Here is a 22,781-nt window from a genome sequence, read left to right as displayed (position 1 = left end):
ATGGTAAAATTACAAAAATAAGGGTATTTGGTATGTGAGAAAAATATCGATTTATAGAGTAAAGAAGAAGTGAATCGTATTCTTTCATGGACACAAGACCTACCATTCATATGCATGGTGCTAAACTATAATAAAAAGAAAGGATTAATAAGACCTAAGATCATTTGAATTGTCGTGGGTGATAATATGAAAATTTCTATAGAGGAAATAAGCAAAGAACGGGAAGAAGAAATTCTCATTAGGTGTCATGAGGTAGATGACGAAATATATGAAATCATAAACAAGTTGGAAAATGAAAATCTTATTGTACTCGGACATCAAAAAGATAAAGTTCACCGAATTAAGCTTAGTGAGATTTATTATTTTGAAGCAGTTGATGGAAAGGTTTTTGTTTACTGTAAGGACAACGTTTTTGAGGTAAAACAAAAGCTATATGAATTAGAGGCATTATGCAAAGAAAAGAACTGTTTTCGTGCATCCAAATCTACAATTTTGAACATAGCTAAAATTTCATACATAAATCCGTCCATAAGTGGCCGATTCGAAGCGGTGCTTGATAACGGGGAACGTACAGTTGTCTCAAGGCAGTATGTGCCTGTCCTTAAAAAAATGCTTGGATTGTAAAAGGAGAGATAAGCATGAAGATGTCTGAATTTGTACGAGAGATGATTAAGGATTTCTTGATTATCTTTGCATTCATCATCATTATGATTACAATTTTACGACAGATATATTATCCCAATATGGCCTTTGATTTGAAGTCGATTTATATCATTATGGCATTTTCATTTTTAAGTGCATTAACTGGGTTTATTGTGTATTCTCCTAATGATATAAGTGAAAAGAAAATGCGTATGAAAATTATCATTCATTTTTTGACTTTGGAGATTCTATTGATTGCCCTTAGTTTAATTTTGGGGATTGTGAATAGTGCATTAGATGTAATCATTCTTGCACTGGAAATTGCAGTAATCTATATCCTAGTTCGTCTGCTGTCATGGCAAAATGATAAAAAAGAAGCCCAAAAAATCAACGAAAAACTAAAGTCGTTTAAGAAAGACATTTATGAATAGTCAATAAGATCATAAAGCAGCAGTTATCTGCAACATAATATTATACGGTAAGTTTTATAGCTTACCGCTTTTTTTGCATCTTATTTGCTTGTGGATACAACTTACTGATTTTCTATGTACTTCTTTTTCAATAGTTTATTATGATGAGTTCATAAAAATATTCGAAAGAGAAGGAGTAACTAAAATGGATACTTTACTATTATTTATTACTTTGATTTTTGAGATTTCTTTTGCAATCTATTGCATGGTAACAAAGCAAAACCATAAAAAAATAAAGAATTGGATTAGGATTGCTATATTTATAGCATTTGTAATGTTCACACTTTCATCGGTGATTGTGTGGAGTTTACGCTGGGTAATGCTTGCCATACTACTTTTCATATTAGCGGTAAAGGGAACAGTTTCTCTTATTCGTAACAAAACAAATACCGACAAATACAAAACTTTTAAAATTGTGTGGAAATCGATTATTATGATATTGGCATTTGTAGTTGTACTTGCACCTGCAATTGTTTTTCCACAGCATAAATCACCAAAAGTGACAGGTGAATATGATGTCGCAACAGCTACTTACACATATGTTGATAAAAAACGTATGGAGGAATTTGCCGACACGGGGCAAAACAGATTTGTTAATGTGGAATTTTGGTATCCAAAAAACGCAGATGGAAGATACCCTCTTTTGGTGTTCTCACATGGAGCATATGGCATTAAGGCAAGTAATACCTCTACTTATATGGAGCTTGCAAGCCACGGTTATGTAGTCGTTTCAATCGATCATCCCTATCATTCTTTTTATACCCGTTCAGAGGACGGAACAGTGGTATTACTCAATACAGATTATAAGCGTGAAATTGATAATATGAATAAAGGAGCTTACACGAAGGAAAAACTCTTCGAACTCAATCAAAAATGGATGAAACTACGAACAGACGATATGAATTTTGTAATTAATACGATTCTTGAAAAAGCCAAAAGTGACAATAAACCTACTTATCAATGTATCAATACAGAGAAAATTGGTGTGTTCGGGCACTCAATGGGTGGTGCAGCAAGTGTTTGGCTAGGTAGAGAGCGTAATGATATACGTGCAGTTGTAAATATTGATGCTCCGTTCTTTAGTGAGCTTATTTATAAAAAAGAAATTGATGATTATGTAGCAAGCAGTGAAGCTTACACGACCCCACTTCTTAACATTTATTCTGACGATGTTTGGAGACAGCTCGAAAGCAACTCTACTTATGTAGCGAACAAACCGAATAATGAACAATTAAAAGAAGCATATACTGTTCATTTTAAAGGGGCAAAACATTTAAGTTTGACCGATTTACCACTTTTTTCTCCTATACTTGCAAATATTCTGCAAGGTGGAAAAGCCGACATTGATCCATATTACTGTATTGAAACTGAAAATGAACTAATTCTTAAATTTTTCGACTACGAATTAAAGGGAATTGGTCATTTCACTCCAAAAGGAACATATTAAATATAGTTCAGTCTTTTTTATTTTATCTAATTAAACAATATAACTGAAAATATCCATATTAAAGAACCTGAGCTCAAATAATTAAGCGAAGGTTCTTTAATATGGATTCTTTTTATTTGTCAGGAATAGACTTGGGATGAAGATTAACAAAAGAACAATCGTGGATACTAAAAATCCACCATGGTAACCTTTCAAACCATTGGAAATCGTTGGTTGCAATCCTTGTATGACAGTTGCGACAGTAGTTGCGATAATAGCCGAACCAAAACTTGCACCAAGGTTTTCTATAATATTAATACCGACACCTGCCTCTGGAAGTTGTTTACTGTCCAGTCCTGTATAAGCGTCACTCGTCAACGGAAGCATAATACCTCCAACACTGGTACCACGGATGAACAATACGATGGAAATCCAAATCATACTTGTTTTATCCGTGATAAAGATAAGCGGTATAGAACAGATAAGCGAAAGAACAAGGCTGACTATAACCACGTATTTTGCACCAATCTTATCAATCATTTTACCAATAAGTGATCGAGTAACGAGCATTCCAATTCCTTGAGGAATTAATGCAAACGCTGCTTCTATTGCTGTGAAATGACGGAAGTTTTGAAAGAACAATGGAAGTATTAACATAGGTCCTATGATGGCAATATTTGCCAGGAACAATCCGATGCTAGATGCTAAGAAGCTCTTGTGTGTAAATAAATTCATAGGAAGTACGGTTTGATTCTTTCTAACTATTTTTTGTATGTGAGATTATAGTTAATGAATGGAATAAATCTGACTATGGAGGTGGCTCGTCAACATAAAACTAGACAACTTTTTTGGACGTTCAAGTTTGTACTGAATAGGAGTCATGTAATCTAGTGTCTCATGAATCCGAATAAAGATTTACCAATGTACGTAATCAGCTAACTCTTGCTTTTTATTTTCTACTGCACTATAATCGATGATTTTTCTATTAAAGGAAATCGACAAATACGCATATATAATGCCATCTTTTATGGACTCTTACGCATGTCAGATCACTAACAACCACGGCTAATTCTTTATCTTGTTAACACACTCGATTTAAGTTGAGTAATCCATCGATCTCTAAAGCAGGAGCTGTTAACTCGTATTAACGAATAATGTCTTTACGTGGCTTTCCATTTAAATACAACTGTACCATTTGGTTTTTGAATTCGTCTATGGAATGTTCTTCTTTGTCTTTAGTCATGTAGATTCGCCTCTTTACCTAGTAGTTTTATTATTCTACTAGACTTTAAATTTTTATCTGAAATAGTGTAACCTATCAGACATTCTTACGTATTTCAAAAAGTTATTGGCAGAACGAATGCTATAAAAAAGGGGAGATAGAAAATGACAAAAAATTATCTATCTAAAGGATTCATATTGTCTGTGATGAGCGAGTTTATCTCAAAATTTAACTAAAAAAGATTTGAAGAGAATGGTTGTAAGATAGAGATTAAGGGTATATGTAAAGTAAGATTCATAGGTTGAGTTAAGGTGTAGAGGTATAAGAAGGTTCAAGTTTCATGATTGAATATACATTCTGCAAGATAGCGGTACATAATTTATTAACGATACTTTATATTCAAATTTTCACAATTATAATAGTGTAAAACTCGATAAAGGTGGAGGGAAATTAATGAGTATTTTTAGTAAGTTAAAACCAGTTGCTAGTACAGAATCAATGTTAGTTCACGAATCAGATTTATCTTGTGGTAGTCATCAAGAGGTACTATCATTTCACTCGTTCCAAAAAAGTGATATGGATAACTTCAAAGAAATTGCGACTCTTTTAGATAATTCAGTTGATGAAGGTGTAGCATTATTGGTACGCTATTTTGACCAAATAAATGATGATAAGGGGAGCGGTTTAAGTCAGAGGGAACTTAGTGACTATGTGAAAACGTTCTTACATTCTAAGAGAGATGAAAAGTACTTTGATAAGTTGTACAAGTTTATTGATAAGCTGTTAAACATGGAGGCTCCTATTTGCAAAGTGAATATAGCTTTTAATCAGTTGAATTTCTTTTTCACGACTGTACTGCTGTCTAAGGTAGGGTTGCATCCGAATAAATGTTTATTATTATTAACAAGTATACAGAAGGCGTTTAATATCGACCAACAGTTATTAATTAGGGAATCACATCTTCGATTATATGAAAATACTGCTATTAACATAACGAAGATAATCAATCAAAATACTGAAATCATGTTTATGAAAGATTTCTTGGATATGTTGCGACAAGAGGAGGGGGAAATTCAAAGTATAAAAGCGGCTAGTGAAGAATTAGCTGTGTCGGTTGATGATGTAGCGAACCATGCTGTATCAGTTGCTGAATCTACCGAGGAAGCGGTGGAGATGTCTAAGAAGGGGCAAAGTGTTGTTGGTACTGCTATAGGTGAAATTGTAACGACTAGCAAAGAATACGAGCAAGTTGTTGATAAAGTAAATGAACTTCAAGGTGCGGTAAGTCAGATCGAAGAAGTAGTTGAAGTGATTAATGGTATAGCTGACCAAACGAATCTATTAGCTTTGAATGCTGCAATTGAGGCGGCAAGAGCTGGAGAGGCAGGACGAGGATTTGCTGTAGTAGCAGATGAAGTTCGTAAGTTAAGTGATAATAATGTCCAGTCTCTCAAAAAAGTAATAGCCAATGTTGAAACGTTACAAACGGTTTCGAATGACATCTATAGACTTACGAATCATACGAAAGAAGTAATAGATAAGAGTGTGGAAGATGCTCAGGAAACAATTCCGATGATTTCCCGTATTATTACCAAAATGCAGGATATAAACGAACAAACGAATGGAACTGCGGCAACTGCAGAAGAACAATCAGCCGGAGTAAATGAAGTAGCTAATCGAATGACGAGTATTGCTGATATTTCTGTGTCTCTTAACAACTTAAGCCATGAAACCATTAATGCAATTCATAAATTAAGTGTAATGATAAATGATTATCGTAATAGCATTTTCTCTAGTAGAAGTAGCTTGACTACCCGAACAGTGCTTGAGTTAGCAAAGTCTGATCATGTACTATGGAAGTGGCGAATCTATAACATGTTACTTGGGGTAGAGACAGTTCGACCTACTGATGTGAATACACATATGGAATGTCGATTAGGTAAATGGTACTTTGCTCCTGAGACTCGGGAAGCTCTGAAACGGAATGAAAGTTACGTACAATTGGATGAGTACCATAAGAAAGTACATGATTATGCAAAAGAAGCTAGTAAAGCATATTTGGAAGGTGACGTGCACAAAGCAGAAGCCTTCTTTGAAGAGTTGGAAATTGCTTCCCATAAGGTTATCGAGTTAATTGATAAGATAATTAAAGAAACATGTGAATAAAGATGTAAATAACGTGTAGAAGAGATGGAGTACTCCCTAAAGACTTATAAGGGATACTCCATCTTTTTTAAAAAGATAAGAATGTATATAATTTTCATGGTGTCTAACCTTACACCTGCTATCTCGGAAATAAGCTAATCTGTTTTGAAAACCAAGTGCGGGTTTTCAAGAACAAATCGTCTTATTTCTGCCGCATAGTTCTTTCTAAAATGGGCGTAAAACAAGGAGCATAGACATTAATCAAAAAAGAACGGTGACAGTATTTCTCATGCCGAAGGGTTAAGACTGAAAAAAATAAAGTTGGAAGAAGCCTCTTTACAATGAATCCCTGATATGTAATTTAAAGAGACAGAAATAGGTATTATAGCTATGCTTAAATTAAACAATAAATCCAATTACGTTCATTATTTATGAAAGCTACGCATATAGGATGACAGTGCTTTTTCCTAGCTATATATTAATAGAATAGTAGAGAAAGACGCTCTTGTTCTGTACTATGAGAGCGTCTTTTTTTATATCTTCAACAAGGGTGGGGAGAGATTGGACAAAAAAGAAAAAAGAAAAACAAGCAACTACCCGTGCGAGTAACAATCCTTTTCTTTGCTATTTTCTTACTATTCACAACATTGGTCCTTCGTTTAGGAATCGTGCAGATTATCCATGGGGATGATTACAAACGTGAAGTGGAACGTACAGAAGATATTGAAGTCAGCAGCGGGATGCCTCGAGGTCGAATGTACGATAGATACGGTAGGGTAGTCGTTGATAACGTTGCTTTGGATTCTATCACCTTCACACGCGAGCAGAATACAACGACCGACGACATGCTTAAACTTGCTAGAAAGCTATCAGAGATGATCAAGGTTTCGACAGACAAAATTAGAGAGCGCGACAAGAAAGATTATTGGCTTTTGACGCATGAGAAAGCAGCTAAGAAGAAGATTACAAAAGAAGATGATAAGCAATTCAAAGCTGGCGAAATCGACGATATGGATATTTATCATCGTCAATTAGATCGAATTACGAAAGAAGAACTCAATTCACTCAGCAATAAGGATCTTCAGGTTCTTGCTATTTTCCGTGAGATGAACAGCGCTACTATTTTGACACCACAGCCCATTAAGAATAAAAATGTGACACGAGATGAAGTCGCTGAAGTAAGCGAACATTTGTCATCACTACCAGGCATCGACGTCATCGCGGATTGGGAACGAATGTATCCGTTTGATAAAACGCTTCGTACCGTTCTCGGCAATGTCAGCAAGCCGGGCCAAGGTATTCCTGCGGATAAACTAGACTACTATCTATCCCGTGACTACAGTCGGAACGATCGGGTAGGGACAAGCTACATCGAGGCCCAGTACGAAGATATGCTGAAAGGCCAAAAAGAAAAAGTCAAAAAAGTTACCGATAGAAGCGGGAATGTCGTCGATTCCGAAGTGGTTTCCACCGGACAGCCGGGGAACGATCTGGTGCTGACAATCGACATGGGTTTGCAAACAGCTGTTGATAAAATCGTAACCGACGAAATGATGAAAAAGAGAAATTTCATAATGGACAGGGCATTCGTCGTCATGATGAACCCAAACACGGGCGAAATCTTAGCCATGTCAGGTAAGCAGTTCGTGAAAGACAATGGTAAAACAGAGTTGCAGGACTATGCATTAGGTACTTTCACCTCTGCCTATGTAAGTGGGTCTGTCGTGAAAGGCGCCACCGTGCTAACAGGGTACCAGACGGGCGCGTTGCATATGGGCGATGTGAAGTACGATACACCTATTAAGATAAAGGGCACGCAAGTCAAGAAGTCGTGGAAGAACATGGGTAGCATTAGCGATCTTCAAGCACTCAAGCAATCGTCAAACGTGTACATGTTCAGAACGGCGATGGATATCGCAGGGGCCAATTATCGGCCGGGAGCTCCTCTGAACGTTGACCCGAAAACATTCGATACGATGCGGCGTTCTTACAATGCATTCGGTCTTGGGGTTCCAACGGGAATCGATTTGCCTAATGAAGCAACAGGGTATGTTGGCCACGATCTTGGACCTGGTAAATTGTTGGATTTCTCCATCGGGCAATTCGACACGTACACGCCTCTCCAACTGGTGCAATACGTCTCAACGATTGCTAACGGTGGGAAGCGCATCCAGCCGCATATCATGAGGGAGATTCGCGAGTCGAGTCATGATTCAAAGGAATCCGGAGCGGTATTGGAGAGCAACAATCCGAAAGTGTTGAATACGTTGGACATGAAAAAAAGCTGGATTGAGCGCGTCCAAAAGGGATTTGAAATGGTTATGCAACAGCCAGGTGGGACTGGCTACAATGCTTTTCATTCTGCGCCTTATAAAATGGCCGGTAAGACGGGAACCGCTCAAACGATGTATGCTGGACCGGATAAAAGTATCAATAAACGATTCGGTCCTTCGGATATCATGAACCTATCCATGATTGGATATGCTCCTGCGGATAACCCGGAAATTGCTATTTCCGTTGTTGTTCCATGGGCTTACGTGGGAAGTTCAGGACATAGCATGAACTTGGATATCGCTCGAAAAGCGATGGGTAAATACTTTGAATTGAAAAAAAGTAGAACTGATAATCAATAAAAAGGTGGGGTATTTGCTCCACCTTTTTATTGATATATTAATGATAGCTTTTGAATCAAACTTGATTAGTAATAACAAACACCATTATTTTTCAATTAATATAAACGTTCTCGATTGCGAAAGATATTACGTTATTAAATGTTTTTTTATATTTATTATTTGGTGTTTTATTATTCCCGAGGATAATAAAACACCAAATATCACTAAAATTGCTCCACTAATTTGAATAAATGTTATTTGTGAGCCTGTGACATATGAAATAATCATAGTAACTATGGGAACTAGGTTGAAAAATATAGAAGTATTACTTGCCCCAATAACTTTAATACCTTGGTTCCACCATAGATAACCTAAAACACTAGTAAAGATAGCCATAAATGCAATTGCTCCCCAAGTTTGAATCGGAATGTTATGTATTGGAACAGGGTTTTGAGTGGTTAAAGATACAATAATTAGACAAACAGCACCTACAATCATTGTATAGGTAGTTGTAGACAATGGACTTACATCCTTTATATATCGGCGTCCAAGTACACCATATAGAGCCCAGCAAGTATTACCAGCTAAAATGAATAAATCTCCAACAGAAATTGATAGGTTTTTAATAGTCTCAATATATCCCTGTGTTATGACTATTAACACACCGATGAAAGCAAAAAGAATACCAGCCAATTGCTTTTTTGAAATTTTATCTTTTAAAATAATTCTAGATAGTATAGTAGTTAATAAAGGATTCAGCCCCATAATTAAGGCACCGTTAACAGGAGAAGTATATTTTAATCCTACAAAAAATAAAGTGTTAAACCCAAAAATTCCTACCATTCCAAGAAAAATGTATATTAGGACATTTTGTTTTAAGACATTCTTCTTTATACCCTCTGTATATAATAAGATTATCAACATAATCACCGAAGCGATTCCGAATCTCCAAGCAGCAGCTGAAGCTGGTGAAAAATAGTCAACAGTATATTTTGCAAGGTTAAAGGTAGCACCAGTAAAAATAGAGAATCCAAGAAGCATTAGGTATATCTTTAAGTGCTTCATTTGTATTCCCCATCCTCTCTTAAAATCGAATAATAGGTATTCAATTTTGTCTTGGTTGTAGAAATTACTTCATCTAATTCCTTCTTTTTTCTTTCCATTTCTTCAAGATGCTTTTTTAAAATCTCAATGCGTTTATTTAATGAAGGTATTAACTTTGATGATTCAAGTCCTATATGTAATTTTTCTAAAATACAACCATCTTTTACAATCTCACTGATATCTTCTAATGACATACCTGTTTCTTTTAAGGTTTTTAGAAATTTCATAAATTGAATATCTGATTCTAAATAAAAACGGTTTCCATTCATTTTTCGGCTGCTTCACTTATTGACAACATTAACATCATCCTTTTCTTTAGAATAAAGCTAGTTTACAACTTAGAGATAACTCTAAGTCAATATTTTTTAAATATTTAATAATTTAATGTTAGTTTTGATATTTGAATGGGTACTAAAGGAGCAGTGGAGTTCAATAACAAGTGGGGGAAGTATGTTAAGATTAACAATTGTACGATAGTTATTTACTACATATTACAAAATCGTTCATCGATAATATAAGCGAACAAAGTCTTTTCTATTTTCGAACCAGAGGTGAAAGCATAGCAAAATCATTGATAAAATCTATCGTTATTATAGAAATCATTTAATTGATAAATAATCTGAATTGTTAATATAATTATAACAACCCATTGTAGTAGCTTTATTTTGGGTACATGAGGAGGGATTTGAATGTCTAACGAAATTGCTGGGATTATCATTCCTGATAGTCGCTTAGCTTTAGATGCACAGGATATTTTAAAAGAATACGGATCAGAACTATTGTGGAATCACTCAAATCGAGTGTATTTATTTGGGGCAATACAAGGAAAAAAAGTTAACAAAGCATATGATGAGGAACTTTTATATGTTAGTGCTTTATTTCACGATATGGGATTAACAAAGAAATTTAGTAGCAACGACCTTCGTTTTGAGGTAGATGGGGCGAATGCAGCTCGACAGTTTTTATCAACTTATAATATTGGAGAGGCATCCATGCAGCTTGTTTGGGATGCCATAGCTTTACACACTACACTTGGTATTGCTGAGCATAAAGAAAATGAAGTCGCTTTACTCTATGCAGGTGTTGGGTTAGACGTTATGGGAGATGGGTACCATGATTTATCGGATGCTGAGCGTGAGGCTATTGTACAAGCCTTTCCTCGTAATCAGTTTAAACAAGACATCTTACCTGCATTTTTTGAGGGCTTTAAGCATAAACCTGAAACGACTTTTGGAAATATTAAATCGGATGTATGCGCTCGTTATATCCCAAATTATAAACCTAAAAATTTCTGTGATTGTGTTTTACATTCGCCTTGGAAGGAGTAATAACAACTAGATGTTAGAGTAAGAAAAGATAAGAATAAGGCATCATGATTAATAGAAAATAATTGTAACAGCTGATGAAGCTGCTTTATGGATTAAAGATGGAATGGTGTCAGTTGAATAGAATAATAAATTTCGAATGTTGAAAAAAGTGTAAGAGGGTGTTCAAAAATGATTGAAAATCACTTTTGAACATCCTTTTATAACAATTGCAGTTGTTTCATACTAGTAGCAGGAACCTCTATTTTTAATTCTTTCAAATAAAGGATGAAAATAGGCATATATGCTTTCACACGCTTACTCATGAATTTATCTTTGCGATAAAGCAAAACAATCTGGCGTGTTAATTTATTATGATTAATAGAACGTGCACTAATTTCCTCACTTTTATGTAACTGATATAGTGTATTAGAAATAATGGTCACGCCTAAATGATTCTTTACAAAGTTAAAAATAGCTTCGATGCTTGAGGTTTCAAATATAGGCTGTAATGAAATCTTCTCCTGACGTGCCGCTGAATCAAGTGTTTGCCGACATTGTTGAATATCTGGAAAAGTTACTAATGGTTGCTCTAACACTTGCTGTAAGGTAATGGTTTCTAGCTGCATCAATGGATGCTCACGATGCGCTACGAGAAGCAGTTCCTCGGTGTATAGTGGAATTTCAATCAATTGCTCATCATTACTTTGCTTGTATTCACGGGCGAATGATATCGCAAAGTCGATTTTATTATCTTTCAATGGACCAAATAAATCATCTAAACTTAAAACAGCTACATGAACCTGAGGAAATTGTTTATGGTATTTTACTAAATTATTAGAGACTAGATTGGTTAATTCTCCTGGTAGGGCACCAATGTTCAGTGCTCCTCCTTGCATCATATCTAGATCATTTATCTGTACCTTTGTATTTTCAATGGCTCGAAAAATATGAAGACCTTGTTCATACAATATATGTCCGGCTTCAGTTAGCGATATTTTTTTCCCGATGCGATCAAACAAAAGACAGCCCATTTCTCCCTCTAATACCTTGATTTGATGGCTTAATGTGGGTTGAGAGATATGTAATTGTTCCGCAGCACGAGTAAAGTGCAAATCTTCACTCAACTTCATAAAGTACTCCAATTGTCTTAATTCCATCTACCATCCTCCACTCTTTATGTATATGCCTAGTATATCATTTTCAGAAAAATATAATTGTCACCAAGGGCTTCCGTTGCAAATCCATTACCCCAATATTCTTTACTAATTTCATAACCGATTTCTGTTTTTGAATTCTCATAATCTAATGAATTATAACCACAAGAGCCGATAATTTGCTTTGATTCTAAATGAACAATTGAATAGCGAATAGCTTTATTTTCTTGAGATAAATTATCAAGCATTTCAATCATCTGTATTGCCTGACTTTCATCAGTAAAACTATCGATATTCATAAATTTTGTAACTTCAGGTTCTGACCAAATTTTAAATATGCTAGGGGAGTCTGATACTTCCTTTTTTTAGCGTTAATCTTTCTGTTTGTAGTTCAGTCCCTTCACATTTTAAGAAGAATTATTATATACAATAGTAAAAGAATATCAAGTCATTTTAAAGATAGAGATTTGATTATGTCGTATCCTAGGTATGTAAATAATTGCATTAGAATGTAACTTAATAAAGGAGGGCAATTATATAAATGAGTACACCACTTTATCAAGTGATGTACTACATATTATGTATGACATTATGCTTTTTTTAAATTATATCAAGCTTTTAGAATGTGAATATTGCTCTTTTGCATATGAAATGACAAAATCACGGAAGTGACATACGGCTGGGGACAAGTAATGATTTTTGACACTAGCAAGGTATATATAGCGATGATAAGCGGGTTCTTCGATTTCAAGAATCTTTACATTATGGTGTTCCAGCGAGACAATTCGTGGCATGACAGCAATCCCGTAATTTACTGAAACTAAACCTGCAATAGCACTATCTTCTTCAACTTCACATACAATCTTCGGTTTAACATTCACTTGTTCAAATAAGTTATTAATAATAGGACGAATACCACTATCTGGATTAAAGAAAACAAAAGGATAAGGTGCTGTATCTTTTAAATTTACTGAATCATAATCAGCTAGTGGATGATTCTCTGGAACAATTAATACAAGTTCTTGCTGTGCAATTGGAGTGAACTCAATATCAGGTTCATTGTCGACCATTGAACAGAATGCTAAATCATATTTTTCATCTTTCAAACCCTGAATAATATTTTTTGTAATGCCCTGACTAAATGAAAAAGAAATATTTTTATATTGTTCTATATTTGAAAACGCTTGAATAATGTTCGGAATAAAACGAGATCCCAGAGTATAGATAAAGGCTAAGTCAATAACTCCTTCGGTGGGACTAGCTAGCTTTTTCATTTTTCTCTCGCCTTTTTCCAGTTCTTCTAATGCATTTTCAACGTATGTAAGAAAGTAACGACCGTATTTCGTTAAGCGCACGTTCCTTCCGTGCTTTTCAAATAAGTAAATTCCTAACTCTTTCTCTAATTCAGATATGGCATGACTTAAGCTTGGTTGGGTTATAGAAAGGTGGGAAGCGGCTTGTGTATAATGTTCCAACTTGGCAAGGGTTTTAAAATAGTACAGTTGTCTTAAATTCATCAATTATGTTCCTTTCTATAGAAAATACCTATAAATATAATGGTAAAAACCAATTAGATTATTAGTATAGTTGGGTCGTATAATTTTAAAGTGTAAGGCAGTAATGAAAGATAAGGAGAATGACTATTAAAGTTTGTGAAAAAAATCACATAAATTAATATGAACCATCGACCTAAATGAATAGGGAACTGAATTTACTGTATCAAATTTTTTTTTATTTTTCATTGGAAAAATTAGCTATAGGAAGGATATACACATGACTACTTATCAACATATTTTTGAACCACTAACTATAAAAAGCATGATGTTAAAAAACCGTATCGTTATGCCACCTATGGGAACGAACTTTGGTGGACAGCATGGAGAATTTAACGAGGATCATATTAGTTATTATGAGCAACGAGCTAAAGGAGGAACAGGATTAATTATCATTGAGAATGCGAATGTTGATTTTCCCCTAGGTTCTAATGGAACGACTCAAATCCGAATTGACCATGATAAATATATTCCTGGTTTATTTAACTTAACTGAAAGATTACATAAACATGGTGCGAATGTTTCCATTCAGATTAACCATGCTGGAGCATCGGCTATTCCAGATCGAATAGAAGGTTTAACTCCAGTATCGGCATCAAATATTCCTTCAAAAACAGGTGGCGTAACGCCAAGACCGCTAAGTAAGGAGGAGATTTTAGAAATCGTCGAGAAGTATGGGAAAGCAGCAAGACGTGCTCAAACAGCGGGATTTGATGCTGTTGAAATTCACGCAGGTCATTCTTATTTAATCTGCCAATTCTTATCACCACTATATAATAATCGTACAGATGAATTTGGTGGTAGCTATGAAAATAGAGCTCGCTTTGCACGTATGGTTATCGACCGTGTTCGTGCGGAAGTAGGTCCATTCTTCCCAATTAGTCTTCGTTTCAGTGCGGATGATTTTCTTGCAGGTGGAAATACATTAGAAGATACGTTGCAAATTCTTGAATATTTACATGAAGAAATAGATATTTTCAACGTATCCGCAGCTGTTAACGATTCTGTACAATATCAAATTGACCAAATGAATTTACCAGATGGTTGGCGTACATATATGGCGAAAGCAGTGAAAGAGAAGTTCGGAAAAGTGACAATGACAACTGGTAATATTCGTAACCCGCAAATCGCTGAGCAAGTATTAGCGGAAGGTCATGCTGATTTAATCGGTATGGGGCGTGGTCTTATTGCTGATCCTTATTGGGTGAAGAAAGTAGGAGAAGCAAATGAAGAGATGATTCGAAAATGTATCTCTTGTAATATTGGTTGTGCTGGACATCGTATTGGTTTAAATCGTCCAATTAGATGTACCATTAATCCTAACTTAATGGATGAAGAGGGATACAAAGAGAAGAAAGTAGCAGAAACAACAAATGTAGTAGTCATCGGTGGAGGTACAGCTGGTTTAGAAGCAGCATGTACAGCAGCTGAAGTGGGATGTACAACTTATTTATTTGAGCAAAAGCCATACTTAGGTGGTCTTGCACGAGAAATTGCTACTTTACCAGCGAAAAATAGAATTTCGGATTTTCCAGATTACTTAGTGAGAAGAGCAGATCAATTAAAGAACTTAATAACATTTACAAATACAAGAGCTGACATTGAAACTATTGAACAGTTCAAGCCAGATGTTGTTATTAATGCAACAGGTTCACAGCCATTATTACCACCTATACCTGGTTTATTAGAGCGTATTGATAAAGAAGAATCAAATCTTTATTCAATCAGGGGCTTATTAAATAATCTAGATGAATTTAACGAATTAGATGTAAAAGGCAAAAAGATTGCTGTTATTGGTGGAGGCGCTGTAGGCCTTGATGTCGTTGAATACTTCTCTGAAAAAGGAGCAGACGTTACAATCGTTGAGAGATTGCCTATGTTAGGTCGTGATTTAGATCATATTACTAAAATTTCAATGATGAGTATGATTAAAGAAAAAGATGTAACTGTTCATACAAATACGTCATTAATGCAAGTCGAGTCTAGTCACTTTAAGCTACAGTTTGAGGGTCAAGATTCAAATCTTGAATTTGATTATGGATTTGTTTGCTTAGGTATGAAACCAGTCAATGACCATGTTCAGTTATTACACAAACATTTTACAAAACAAGGAGTAGAATTTGTAAATATTGGAGACAGTCAACGTGCACGTAAAATCCTAGATGGTATTCGTGAAGGTAGAAATATTACAGATACATTGAAAAAAATCGGTGTCATTTAATAGAAATGATTCTATAGGTAAGTCAATAAATAATTTTGACTTACCTACTTAAAAGTATAGATGAAATCTATTAATATCAGTTGAATTTTCAATTAGATTTAATGATGAGTCTCTTTTATAATCAAGTAGTCATGAAAGATTATATTTATTTGTGAATAAGTTCACAAATGATATTGCTTAGAATAAAGTGGAACGTATTTGAGTTAGTCCCATTGAATTCTAATGCAAAAATCATTCATAATATGAACAACTATAAGTGATTGTGGGAGGGTTATTCATGTCAGATTCAGGTCGTATCGATGGGAGAACAAAGCTATTAGGTCTTTTAGCGACACCCATTGGACATTCGTTATCACCAGCTATGCATAATATGTCTCTGAAAAAGCTTGGATTAAACTATGTCTATATGGCATTTGAAGTTGGTAATCGAGAGTTAACAGATGTCGTAACAGGTATGCGGGCGCTTCAAATTCGGGGTTTTAATGTTTCAATGCCAAATAAAACAAAAATTCTTCCATTATTAGATGATCTTTCGCCGGCAGCACGCTTTGCAGGAGCAGTTAACACAGTGGTCAATGAAAAGGGTAAGTTAATTGGTCATAATACAGACGGCATTGGTTATATGTATGCTTTGAAAGAAGCGGGTATCGATGTTGTTGGTAAAAAAATGACGATAATAGGTGCAGGAGGAGCTGCGACGGCTATTGCCATTCAAGCAGCGTTAGATGGTGTTGCAGAAATTTCAATCTTTAATAATAATGATGAGTTCTTTGAAAGAGCCGTACATAATGCGCGCATTATTAATGAAGAAATGAAGGATTTACAATGCAAAGCAACGGCTTACACCCTTGAAGATGAATCAACATTTAAGGCTGAAATCGCCAGCAGCGATATTTTGACGAATGCAACAGGAGTTGGGATGAAGCCTTTAGAAAATAGTTGTTTAATTCCAGACCCTACATGTTTACGCTCTGATTTAATTGTATCTGATATTGTTTATATTCCCCGTAAAACGAAAATGTTAGAGATGGCTGAAAGTGCTGGCTGTCAAACAATTAACGGCTTAGGTATGATGCTTCATCAAGGAGCTAAAGCATTTGAAATTTGGACAGGTCAAAAAATGCCTGTTGAATATGTAAAGCAACAAATGTTTTCAAACATATAGATAGAATTTTTGATAAAGAGGAGAAATACAATGAGCATTTTAAAAATTAAAGATGTAACAATTGGCGAAGGAGCTTCGAAAATTATCGTTCCACTTGTTGGGAAGACAGAAGCTGAAATTCTACAAGAAGCTGAAATGGTAAAAGCACTTACTCCAGATGTAGTTGAATGGCGTGTAGATATTTACGAGCATGTAGAAAATCTTCAAGCTGTTACACAACTTATTGCGAAACTTAGAAAAGTATTTGCAGAAGAGTTATTGCTATTCACATTTAGAAGTCATAAAGAAGGCGGAAACAAAGAAATTAGCGATGCGTTCTATTTAGAGCTTAATCAAACGGCTATACGTACAAAGAATATTGATTTAGTAGACGTAGAGCTATTTAATGAAGAAGAAAATGTGAAAACATTATTAGCGACAGCAAAGGAAAATGGTGTATTTGTTATTATGTCAAATCATGATTTCTTCAAAACGCCCGCTAAAGAAGAAATTATTAATCGTCTTCGTAAAATGCAAGAGTTTGGTGCTGATATTCCAAAGATTGCTGTTATGCCAACAAGTGTAGCCGATGTTATTACATTATTAGATGCAACAAATACAATGAAAACGAAATATGCTGATCGTCCGATTATTACTATGTCAATGGGTGGTACAGGTGTAATCAGCCGCTTAGCTGGAGAAGTATTCGGTTCTGCATTCACATTTGGTGCTGGAAAAGAAGCTTCAGCTCCAGGACAAATTCCGGTTGAAGAACTTCGCACAGTGTTAAACATCTTACATAAGAGCCTGTAAGACTTCATACATTTAAGAAGGTAAAATGATTTTGTTTTGCCTTCTAATCGTACTTCACGATTTAAAATTACAGAAAAAACGATGTATAATCACGCTTTATATATAGAAAAAAACTATAAATAAGCATGATTAATTCAATTAGACGTAATAGGATAAAGCCTTTTATAATCAAGTGGTCAGGAAAAAACAGACGAAATACATAGTAGCAAAGATTAAGAGATTAATTTTCTATTTTAATGTGAAGTATTTCACATTATTAAGGCTGTTACATAGATGAATCAAATCAAAAGGTAACTATTGTTTGATCAGGCTACCTTTTTGTAAATCATTCTGACAGAGAAAAACAATTGGAGGTATTACAATGACAGATTTAGGACGCATCGATGGAAGAACGAAATTATTAGGATTATTGGCAACACCAATTGGTCATTCATTATCGCCAGCTATGCATAATATGTCACTTAGAAAACTAGGATTAAATTATGCTTACATGGCATTTGAAGTTGGTAATGAACAATTAGCGGATGTTGTAACAGGTATGCGTGCATTAGAGGTTCGTGGATTTAACGTTTCAATGCCAAATAAAACAAAAATTCTATCTTTACTTGATGAATTATCACCAGCTGCACAGTTTGCAGGAGCTGTTAATACAGTTGTTAATGAAAATGGCAAACTAATTGGTCATATTACAGATGGAACTGGTTATATGCGTGGGCTAAAAGAAGCTGGCGTAGATGTTATCGGTAAGAAAATGGTTCTAATGGGTGCGGGTGGAGCAGCAACCGCTATCGCAATTCAAGCAGCACTTGATGGAGTAGCTGAAATTTCCATCTTTAACCGTGATGATGAGTTCTATGCTCGTGCAGAGAAAAATGTTCAAATCATTAACGAAGAAATGAAAGATGTAAACTGTAAAGCAACCGTTCATAAGCTTAAAGATCTTGATGCATTGAAAGCAGCAATTGCTGAAGCAGATATTTTAACAAATGGTACAGGAGTTGGAATGAAGCCACTTCAAGATGAATGTCTAATTCCGGATGCTTCATGGCTTCGTCCAGAATTAATTGTGTCTGATGTTGTATACATTCCACGTAAAACAAAGATGCTAGAAATGGCTGAAGGTGCTGGATGTAAAACAATTAATGGCTTAGGCATGATGCTTTATCAAGGGGCAAAAGCATTTGAAATTTGGACAGGGGAAGAAATGCCTGTTAATTATGTGAAAGAGCAAATGTTTTAAAAATATGTAAAATCATCCGTTTAGCTCTGAAAGTATATGAAGAGCTAAACGGCAAACTAAATAAATAATGGCTGAAACGGAGTAATCATAATGAAAAATAAGTATTTGCCAACCGCAATGGCAATGTATATTAACTACTTTGTTCATGGTATGGGGGCTATCATTTTAGCTCAAAACATGACATTTTTAACTGGACAGTTACATACGGATAAAGCAGGTGTAGCTTATGTAATCTCTGCGCTTGGAATTGGACGTTTAATAGCTTTAGCAATCTCTGGCGTTCTATCTGATAAATTTGGCAGAAAACCAACTATTCTTGTGGGTATGATAGTATATGTTGCATTCTTTGTTTCGATTTTATTTGCACCAAATGTTCAGATCGCATTTGTATTTGCTTTGTTAGCAGGGATTGCAAATTCTGTATTAGATGCAGGTACTTATCCAGCATTAATGGAGTCATTCCCAACAGCAGCGGGTACTGCAAATATCATTATTAAAGCGTTTATTTCTGCAGGTCAGTTCTTATTACCAGTAATCATTGGTTTAGTTATTACAAACAATTGGTATTGGGGCGTGTCATTCCTAATCCCAGTTGCATTATTAGTACTAAATGCAATCTTTATTCTTAAATCACCGTTCCCAAATCACGTTGTGTCAAAAGTAAAAGATGGAAAAGAAGAAGGACAAGCGACAAAAGTATTTGCTTCAAAGCCTAAGTTCTGGGTTGAAGGTCTAGCTGTTATTATGATCGCTTTTACAGCAACAGCAACATTCTTAATCGTTCAAACTTGGTTACCGACTTATGGTGAAGAAGTAGTAGGTATGACAAACACTTCAGCTTTAAAATTAGTTTCTTATTATAGTGCAGGTTCTTTAGCATCTGTTTTCTTAACATCATACTTAGTTAAGAGTTTAATTAAGCCAGTATATGTTGTGTTCGTTTATCCATTAATGTCACTGTTTGTATTACTGGGAGTAGCGTTTATTCAAACACCGATTATGGTTGTTGCAGGTGCATTCTTAATTGGCTTCTTCGCAGCTGGTGGAGTACTTCAATTAGGATTAGTAGTAATGACTGAATTCTTTAATGGTAAAAAAGGAACAATGACAGGTATCTTCATGACAATGTCAAGTGTTGCTAGTGCAGTAATTCCAGCGGTTACAGGAATGCTTGCAGAATCAAATGTAACAAATATCATTTATTTTGGTGCAGCAGTAACTTTCGTTGGGGTATTGTTATCTGTAGTTGTACTAATCAGATACCGTATTGTTATGAAAGTGGAAAATACTAAGGGTAGTGTAGCTGCCTAGCAAAAGTTATAATATAGAAATAAATTATGGGGTTGTGCTAAAAGTGATTGAAATTCACTTTTGGTACGCCTTCAACGGCTTTATCATTTTTCGTAATAATTTATGTGAAATATTTCACTAATTGTAGAGTTTTGAAATAGCCTCATAATTTTTTCATTTATGTTAGTTGGAGGTAGGATTAATGAGAAGTAAATTTGCTGCATTAGGTTGTTATATCAATTATTTTGCATTTGGTATGGCATACATAATGATTGCTCAAAATATGTCATTTCTTTCGGAAAAATTGAATACTGATAATGCGGGTGTTTCATTTCTCATATCTGCATTTGGTGTTGGTAGGCTTCTTTCATTATATATAGCGGGAACATTATCTGATAGAATCGGTCGAAAGCCTTTCGTTATATTAGGAGCATTATTTTGTGCGCTTTTCTTAGTAGGGATCCCACTAAGCCCTAGTTATGAAGTTGCACTTATATTTGCCGTTTTAGGTGGATTATCAAATGCCTTTTTAGATGCAGGAACATATCCTACATTAATGGAATCATTTCCGAAATACGCTGGAGCAGCTACTGTTTCTCTTAAAGCGTTCATTTCTGTTGGATCGTTAATTCTACCATTTATGATAGCTTTCTTTCTTAATAATAATATCTTTTTTGGATGGTCTTTCTTTGTACCAGCTATTATTCTAATTATCAGTGCTGTGTCATTAATGACAGTTAAGTTCCCTTCTTTTAGGGTATCAAACGATGAGAAGAAAAATGAAATAGTTTCTTCTACTATTGTTGGTAAGCCTAAATTCAAACTGGAAGGAATGGCTCTTGTTGGAATTGGATTTACGGCACCTGCATTATTATATTTAATGCAAATTTGGATGCCAACATATGCGCAAGAAGTTATCGGTATGTCATTAACAAGCTCGTTAAAATTAATTAGCTATTATAATGTTGGTGCCTTTGTATCTGTAATCGCTGTTGCAATTGCACTACGAAAATGGGTGAAGGCAGTAGAGGTATTACTTGTGTACCCAATCATTACATTGGTTGCTACATTAGTTCTTATGTTTATTCAAGTACCAAGCGTTACTGTTGTGGCAGCTTTTATTATTGGTTTTTCATTAGCAGGTGTTATGCAATTAGCATTATCAGTTATGTGTGAAATGTTTTGGAAGAATAAAGGTAGAATGACTGGTATTCTATGTACAGCAACTAGTGCTGCAACGGCTGGTATTCCATTTGTCACGGGTCTTATTACAAGATTTACGGATGTTAGCGGCGTATTTATTTTTTCTTTAATGATTAATATCACAGGTATTTTGTTAGCGGTATTAGTAAATTATCGTTATCGAATGCTTACGAAAAAGACTGCAAATGTTCAACAAATGGCAGCGTAATTTGTTGTATAAAACAAATTTTCTGTAACTCTCTCTTTTGAATGATAAGAGAGAGTTTTTTTGTCATATTTTATTATTTTTATTGTGTTTATAGCCGCTTTTCGAAGGGTATTTGATTAAATCTATCGTTTTAAGAGAAATAGGTATGAATTGGGGGCAGGCAAAATGATTATAGCTCTTCAAGTTGAACAATTAACAAAAAGCTATGGTAATAATCAGGTTATTAAAGGAATATCATTTGAGGTAGAACGGGGTGAAATCTTTGGGCTTCTTGGTACAAATGGGGCAGGTAAAACGACCACGTTAGAATGCATTGAAGGGATTCGTAAGTATGATAGTGGAACAATTACTGTCTCAGGGAAAATGGGCGTTCAATTACAGTCTTCCTCCCTTCCTATTAATATACGAGTAATAGAAGCTATTACACTATTTTGTAAATGGAATAAGACTTCCTTTGATATGGCGTCTCTTCATAAATTTGGATTAGAGGAATTGAAAAACCGACAATACAAGGAATTGTCAACAGGTCAAAAACGACGGCTACATTTAGCACTTGCTTTAATTGGTGATCCAGATGTGTTGTTTCTTGATGAACCAACAGCGGGACTTGATGTTGAAGGAAAAGTATCTCTACATAATGAAATTCGAAAATTAAAACAGCAAGGCAAAACAATTATATTAGCAAGTCATGATATGGCAGAGGTAGAAAGTCTTTGCGACCGAATTGCTATATTAAAGGATGGGAGAATCGCATTTACAGGATCAGCTAATGAATTAACGCTGAAGATAGGGGGACAATGTAAGATTCATATAAAGACCACTCAACCGTTGAATATAAAAGGATTAGTTAATTGTTCTTATGCAGGAGAGAAGCATGGATACGCTATGTTTAACGGAACTAGCATAAGTGATGCACTACTAGAATTACTCACACTTGCTAAGCGACAAGAAAATATTATTCTTGATATAAAATTGGAGAGAGCTTCTTTAGAACAACGATTTATGGATATTGCGAAGGAGGGATAAA

Annotated in this window: 16 protein-coding genes and 5 pseudogenes; 14 read left to right on the top strand and 7 right to left on the bottom strand. The window is 35.1% G+C overall.

Annotation, left to right across the window (positions count from 1 at the left end; genetic code table 11):
- Positions 1-186: 186 nt before the first annotated feature.
- The 3 genes from TX86_RS08835 (at position 187) to TX86_RS08825 (ending at position 2,559) form a co-directional block, all read left to right on the top strand.
- Positions 187-624 (top strand): LytTR family DNA-binding domain-containing protein, encoded by a 438-nt coding sequence (locus tag TX86_RS08835; RefSeq protein WP_042348121.1) that lies wholly within the window; start codon positions 187-189, stop codon positions 622-624.
- Between the two features lie 14 nt (positions 625-638).
- Complete coding sequence (locus TX86_RS08830; protein ID WP_042348120.1) at positions 639-1,073, top strand: DUF3021 family protein; 435 nt, start codon at positions 639-641, stop codon at positions 1,071-1,073.
- A 184-nt stretch (positions 1,074-1,257) separates the two neighbouring features.
- Entirely contained in the window at positions 1,258-2,559 is a 1,302-nt protein-coding gene (locus TX86_RS08825) for an alpha/beta hydrolase family protein (RefSeq protein ID WP_042348117.1), read from the top strand.
- A gap of 96 nt (positions 2,560-2,655) precedes the next feature.
- Here TX86_RS08825 and TX86_RS08820 read toward each other — a convergent pair.
- Both TX86_RS08820 and TX86_RS27230 read right to left on the bottom strand, forming a co-directional pair.
- Positions 2,656-3,297: pseudogene (locus tag TX86_RS08820) on the bottom strand (MFS transporter); the annotation flags it as partial.
- Positions 3,298-3,456: 159 nt separating this feature from the next.
- Positions 3,457-3,619, bottom strand: a pseudogene (locus tag TX86_RS27230) (IS3-like element ISSwo1 family transposase); the annotation flags it as partial.
- 594 nt (positions 3,620-4,213) lie between these two features.
- Here TX86_RS27230 and TX86_RS27900 point away from each other — a divergent pair.
- The 3 genes and pseudogenes from TX86_RS27900 to TX86_RS08805 all read left to right on the top strand — a co-directional run.
- Positions 4,214-5,401: pseudogene (locus TX86_RS27900) on the top strand (methyl-accepting chemotaxis protein); the annotation flags it as partial.
- A 39-nt stretch (positions 5,402-5,440) separates the two neighbouring features.
- Positions 5,441-5,926 (top strand): CZB domain-containing protein, encoded by a 486-nt coding sequence (locus tag TX86_RS27795; protein WP_439096849.1) that lies wholly within the window; start codon positions 5,441-5,443, stop codon positions 5,924-5,926.
- Positions 5,927-6,609: 683 nt separating this feature from the next.
- Positions 6,610-8,538: a peptidoglycan D,D-transpeptidase FtsI family protein gene (locus TX86_RS08805; protein WP_230203601.1), complete on the top strand. Its 1,929-nt coding sequence runs from the start codon at positions 6,610-6,612 to the stop codon at positions 8,536-8,538.
- Between the two features lie 126 nt (positions 8,539-8,664).
- Here TX86_RS08805 and TX86_RS08800 read toward each other — a convergent pair whose 3' ends face one another.
- Positions 8,665-9,582, bottom strand: coding sequence for a DMT family transporter (locus tag TX86_RS08800; protein WP_042348113.1), 918 nt, complete (start codon positions 9,580-9,582; stop codon positions 8,665-8,667).
- Positions 9,579-9,896, bottom strand: a pseudogene (locus TX86_RS08795) (MerR family transcriptional regulator); the annotation flags it as partial. The pseudogene TX86_RS08795 and the gene TX86_RS08800, both read right to left, overlap by 4 nt.
- 414 nt (positions 9,897-10,310) lie before the next feature.
- Here TX86_RS08795 and TX86_RS08790 point away from each other — a divergent pair.
- Complete coding sequence (locus TX86_RS08790) at positions 10,311-10,949, top strand: HD domain-containing protein (protein WP_042348111.1); 639 nt, start codon at positions 10,311-10,313, stop codon at positions 10,947-10,949.
- 197 nt (positions 10,950-11,146) lie between these two features.
- On the opposite strand, the gene TX86_RS08785 is transcribed toward TX86_RS08790, so the two are convergent.
- From TX86_RS08785 to TX86_RS08775, 3 genes and pseudogenes are all read right to left on the bottom strand, one after another.
- Positions 11,147-12,085, bottom strand: coding sequence for a LysR family transcriptional regulator (locus TX86_RS08785; protein ID WP_042348110.1), 939 nt, complete (start codon positions 12,083-12,085; stop codon positions 11,147-11,149).
- 65 nt (positions 12,086-12,150) lie between these two features.
- A pseudogene (locus tag TX86_RS08780) lies at positions 12,151-12,478 on the bottom strand (GNAT family N-acetyltransferase); the annotation flags it as partial.
- A gap of 209 nt (positions 12,479-12,687) precedes the next feature.
- The gene (locus TX86_RS08775) at positions 12,688-13,599 is read right to left on the bottom strand and encodes a LysR family transcriptional regulator (protein WP_042348109.1); all 912 of its coding nucleotides are present in this window, start codon (positions 13,597-13,599) and stop codon (positions 12,688-12,690) included.
- Between the two features lie 256 nt (positions 13,600-13,855).
- On the opposite strand from TX86_RS08775, the gene TX86_RS08770 reads away from it, so the two are divergent.
- The 7 genes from TX86_RS08770 (at position 13,856) to TX86_RS08740 (ending at position 22,780) form a co-directional block, all read left to right on the top strand.
- Positions 13,856-15,856 carry an oxidoreductase gene (locus TX86_RS08770; protein WP_042348107.1) on the top strand — a complete coding sequence of 667 codons (2,001 nt, stop codon included), beginning with the start codon at positions 13,856-13,858 and terminating at the stop codon, positions 15,854-15,856.
- A gap of 277 nt (positions 15,857-16,133) precedes the next feature.
- The gene (locus tag TX86_RS08765; RefSeq protein WP_042348105.1) at positions 16,134-17,021 is read left to right on the top strand and encodes a shikimate dehydrogenase; all 888 of its coding nucleotides are present in this window, start codon (positions 16,134-16,136) and stop codon (positions 17,019-17,021) included.
- Between the two features lie 30 nt (positions 17,022-17,051).
- Positions 17,052-17,813 carry a type I 3-dehydroquinate dehydratase gene (aroD, locus tag TX86_RS08760; RefSeq protein WP_042348104.1) on the top strand — a complete coding sequence of 254 codons (762 nt, stop codon included), beginning with the start codon at positions 17,052-17,054 and terminating at the stop codon, positions 17,811-17,813.
- A gap of 361 nt (positions 17,814-18,174) precedes the next feature.
- On the top strand, positions 18,175-19,053 hold the full coding sequence (locus tag TX86_RS08755; RefSeq protein WP_042348102.1) for a shikimate dehydrogenase: 879 nt from the start codon (positions 18,175-18,177) through the stop codon (positions 19,051-19,053).
- A 90-nt stretch (positions 19,054-19,143) separates the two neighbouring features.
- Complete coding sequence (locus TX86_RS08750) at positions 19,144-20,364, top strand: MFS transporter (RefSeq protein ID WP_042348101.1); 1,221 nt, start codon at positions 19,144-19,146, stop codon at positions 20,362-20,364.
- 181 nt (positions 20,365-20,545) lie between these two features.
- Complete coding sequence (locus TX86_RS08745) at positions 20,546-21,754, top strand: MFS transporter (RefSeq protein ID WP_042348099.1); 1,209 nt, start codon at positions 20,546-20,548, stop codon at positions 21,752-21,754.
- A 165-nt stretch (positions 21,755-21,919) separates the two neighbouring features.
- Positions 21,920-22,780, top strand: a complete 861-nt coding sequence (locus TX86_RS08740; RefSeq protein WP_042348098.1) for an ABC transporter ATP-binding protein — start codon at positions 21,920-21,922, stop codon at positions 22,778-22,780.
- Position 22,781: the final 1 nt, after the last annotated feature.

This window comes from Bacillus massiliigorillae (assembly GCF_000380245.2).
Classification (GTDB): Bacteria; Bacillota; Bacilli; order Bacillales; family DSM-1321; genus Bacillus_AD; species Bacillus_AD massiliigorillae.
The sequence above is the reverse complement of the archived record's forward strand: the minus strand, read 5'-3'. Positions and strand labels throughout refer to the sequence as shown.

Bases quoted from the DNA above. Each gene is read 5' to 3' on its own strand.
- aroD (WP_042348104.1), top strand. From the start codon at position 17,052: ATGAGCATTTTAAAAATTAAAGATGTAACAATTGGCGAAGGAGCTTCG.
- TX86_RS08800 (WP_042348113.1), bottom strand. From the start codon at position 9,582: ATGAAGCACTTAAAGATATACCTAATGCTTCTTGGATTCTCTATTTTT.
- TX86_RS08770 (WP_042348107.1), top strand. From the start codon at position 13,856: ATGACTACTTATCAACATATTTTTGAACCACTAACTATAAAAAGCATG.
- TX86_RS08755 (WP_042348102.1), top strand. From the start codon at position 18,175: ATGACAGATTTAGGACGCATCGATGGAAGAACGAAATTATTAGGATTA.
- TX86_RS08830 (WP_042348120.1), top strand. From the start codon at position 639: ATGAAGATGTCTGAATTTGTACGAGAGATGATTAAGGATTTCTTGATT.
- TX86_RS08765 (WP_042348105.1), top strand. From the start codon at position 16,134: ATGTCAGATTCAGGTCGTATCGATGGGAGAACAAAGCTATTAGGTCTT.
- TX86_RS08825 (WP_042348117.1), top strand. From the start codon at position 1,258: ATGGATACTTTACTATTATTTATTACTTTGATTTTTGAGATTTCTTTT.
- TX86_RS08750 (WP_042348101.1), top strand. From the start codon at position 19,144: ATGAAAAATAAGTATTTGCCAACCGCAATGGCAATGTATATTAACTAC.
- TX86_RS27795 (WP_439096849.1), top strand. From the start codon at position 5,441: ATGACGAGTATTGCTGATATTTCTGTGTCTCTTAACAACTTAAGCCAT.
- TX86_RS08775 (WP_042348109.1), bottom strand. From the start codon at position 13,599: ATGAATTTAAGACAACTGTACTATTTTAAAACCCTTGCCAAGTTGGAA.
- TX86_RS08835 (WP_042348121.1), top strand. From the start codon at position 187: ATGAAAATTTCTATAGAGGAAATAAGCAAAGAACGGGAAGAAGAAATT.
- TX86_RS08745 (WP_042348099.1), top strand. From the start codon at position 20,546: ATGAGAAGTAAATTTGCTGCATTAGGTTGTTATATCAATTATTTTGCA.
- TX86_RS08790 (WP_042348111.1), top strand. From the start codon at position 10,311: ATGTCTAACGAAATTGCTGGGATTATCATTCCTGATAGTCGCTTAGCT.
- TX86_RS08785 (WP_042348110.1), bottom strand. From the start codon at position 12,085: ATGGAATTAAGACAATTGGAGTACTTTATGAAGTTGAGTGAAGATTTG.
- TX86_RS08740 (WP_042348098.1), top strand. From the start codon at position 21,920: ATGATTATAGCTCTTCAAGTTGAACAATTAACAAAAAGCTATGGTAAT.